At 39.7% G+C, this 2,971-nt stretch carries 3 protein-coding genes; all 3 read right to left on the reverse strand.

The window, feature by feature from the left end:
• Nucleotides 1–54 precede the first annotated feature (54 nt).
• Nucleotides 55–1,500, reverse strand: coding sequence for a heavy metal translocating P-type ATPase (locus KNQ13_RS15600; protein ID WP_209548549.1), 1,446 nt, complete (start codon nt 1,498–1,500; stop codon nt 55–57).
• A 145-nt stretch (nt 1,501–1,645) separates the two neighbouring features.
• The gene (locus KNQ13_RS15605) at nt 1,646–2,323 is read right to left on the reverse strand and encodes a response regulator transcription factor (RefSeq protein WP_026831297.1); all 678 of its coding nucleotides are present in this window, start codon (nt 2,321–2,323) and stop codon (nt 1,646–1,648) included.
• Nucleotides 2,324–2,615: 292 nt separating this feature from the next.
• Nucleotides 2,616–2,912, reverse strand: coding sequence for a four-helix bundle copper-binding protein (locus tag KNQ13_RS16065; protein WP_150111998.1), 297 nt, complete (start codon nt 2,910–2,912; stop codon nt 2,616–2,618).
• Between the last annotated feature and the right edge of the window lie 59 nt (nt 2,913–2,971).

The raw sequence follows: 2,971 nt of genomic DNA on the forward strand, positions 1-2,971 counted from the left end.
TTCATGAAGGTGATTCTCCTCTGCTGTTCATAATTTTCCTAAGTCTAATTGACCTTAAGGTTTATGTCCAACTAACTGTAGACCATCCACAGTCTTCCCTTCCTCGGACAACTTCTCAAATGTTTCTTCATCGATTGCTAGTTTTTCTTGACGAACATATCGAGGACTCACAACACGAACCGACAGTCCATTCACTTCTCCTTTCAATCCTACTCCTGTCATAGAACTAAAATTTTCAACTGTTGGAAAAGAGAGATCAAGTTCATTTGCCTTTGCAAGTATCCCTTGTGCGAGAGGGTGTTGCGATGATTGCTCTACAGCTGCAGCAAGTCCTAGTAATTCATTCTGAGAGGAATCCTGGACAGGGATGATATCTGTGACCCCGAAGTTTCCCTGCGTTAAAGTTCCGGTCTTATCGAAAATAATCGCATCCAAACGACGTGCCTCCTCAAACTGCGTACGGTTTCGAATTAACAATCCTCGCTTAGCCGATATCGCAGTAGACACAGAAACGACGAGAGGCGCTGCCAATCCTAATGCATGAGGACATGAGATAACCATGACCGTCACCATCCGCTCAATTGCGGTACTGACTGAGTACCCTAGTGCTAACCAGATAATGAACGTCAGAATGCCTGCACCAACTGCAACGTAGAAGAGCATTTTTGCTGCACGATTTGCTAAATTTTGTGTTTTTGATTTTGATTCCTGTGCTTCACTGACTAAATCAATCACCTTTGAAAGGTAAGTACCTTCACCAGTATCATTGGTTTCGACTGTCACACTTCCTTCTTGGTTGATAGAACCAGCAATCACCATGTCACCTTTTTGCTTTTCGATCGGTAACGATTCGCCTGTCAACATCGATTCATCGATCGTCGTCGTCCCCTTTATTATCTTTCCATCTACGGGGACTTGTTCGCCTGGCTTGATGAGAATCGTATCTCCCGTATTTAGTTCGGATACAGGAATATCTTCTACCTCATCTTTATTGATACGATGCGCGATACTGGGGAGTAGCTTCACAAGTTCTTGTAAGGCATTGGAAGCACCCATGATTGACTTCATTTCAATCCAATGTCCTAGTAACATAATATCGATAAGTGTCGCCAGTTCCCAAAAGAAATCATGTCCTTCTCCAAATCCGAGTACGATTGCAACACTGTAAAAATAGGCAACACTGATTGCCAAAGCAATCAACATCATCATGCCAGGATTTTTGTTGCGAAGCTCATCCAAACTACCTTTTAAAAAAGGCCACCCTCCATAAAAATAGACTATCGTAGACAATGTAAGTAACACAAAGTCATCGTATAGAAAATTAATGCTTAGACCGGACCATTCTTGAATCATTTTTGACAATAGCAAAATTGGAATCGTTAAACCTAACGATACAAAAAATCGTTTTTTAAAATCTTCAATCATCCCTTCATGCCCTGCATGTTCATGATGAGAGGAATACGTAGTATTTTCATTATCATGATGCTGATTATGTTCCATGAAGAACCCTCCCTGTAGCTAGTGTATAGAGAAGAAACAGAATCCTGCCTAACGCTTACTACCTTTTTAGACAATCAACCAAAAGACATACAAAATATCTAACAAGATTCTGTGAAGCATCGTTTTATTCTTGGAGAATTTTTTTTCATTCCTCTCCTTCAACCCATCGATATCCACGTCCCCAAATGGTTTTCAGATGACGATCGATTGGATAATTTAAATCTCTCAACTTTTCTCGAATCATCTTAATATGAGAATCTACCGTTCGCGGATCCGATTCTGAAGTATAGGACCAGACAAAGTCATAAAGTTCTAATCGATTAAATAACCGTCCTGGATGTTGGAGAAATAGTCGCAACAACGCATGGGCTTTAGGAGTAAAATCAATCACATTCCCATCGAGTAAAATGAAATCGTTGTTTTCATCCAGTACCAACCCTTCATACATGACATGTTCCTTCGGCTTTCGCCGCATGACCGAACGGACTCTCGCTAATAACACCTCTCCATTAAAAGGCTTCGAAACATAATCTGTCGCTCCCGCGTCTAATCCCTTTACGATGGATTCAGCATCGTCTAAAGCAGTGATCATGATGATTGGAATATCTGGATGGGCATCCGTTATTTTTTTACATACCTCAAAACCATCGTACAAGGGCATCATGACATCAAGTAGAATGAGATCAAATGATTCTTTCTTCACCTTCTCAAGCGCCTCGATGCCATCATGCGCTGTACTACAGTCATAGCCAACCGGTTCTAGGTAAAGCTTTAAGAGTTGTCTCATTCTGATCTCGTCATCAACAATTAAAATTCTATTCATTTTCTAGCCCTCCTCTCAATTCAAAATATAAAATTTTTTCAAAAAAATTTCACATTTTCTTTTTATCATTGACTTAAACGATTAGAAATGGAGTTGAAACCATGAACCTTCTTTCAAAAATTTTGCTCGTCATTTTATATGTATCACTTTTTTCATTCTCAGTAATGTTAGTATATCGAGCCTATGAATTTTTTCATCTTTAAGTCAAACTTCCCTTTTGAATAGAAAAAAATGCCTACACTAATCATATTCTTTTGATTGGTATAGGCAGGTTTTCTATCTTTCTAATCGTCTACGCAAGAATTTTTTGACATTTACTTACACATTCTGTACATGCTTTTGCACATCTTTGGCAGTGTTCATGATCATGTTTTGAACACTCATCCGCACATTTCCTACAAATTTCTACGCAACTTTTAGCGAGAGCACTAAGTTGATTACTATTTCGAGAAATAGCTTGTACCAGTAAGCTGCAGATATCTGCACAATCTCGATTCAATCGTATACAGTCTGTCATCGAAGATACATGAGACTCCTTTAAACAGGCGTCAAAGCATTCATTACAGAATTTTTGAGCGGGAAAGCCCACTCCTTTAGGGGTGGGATGAAAGCTCGGTCGGATACGGAGTGCCCACAAAGAAGCCGAAG

The organism is Exiguobacterium sp. s128 (assembly GCF_018618815.1).
Taxonomy (GTDB): Bacteria; Bacillota; Bacilli; order Exiguobacteriales; family Exiguobacteriaceae; genus Exiguobacterium_A; species Exiguobacterium_A antarcticum.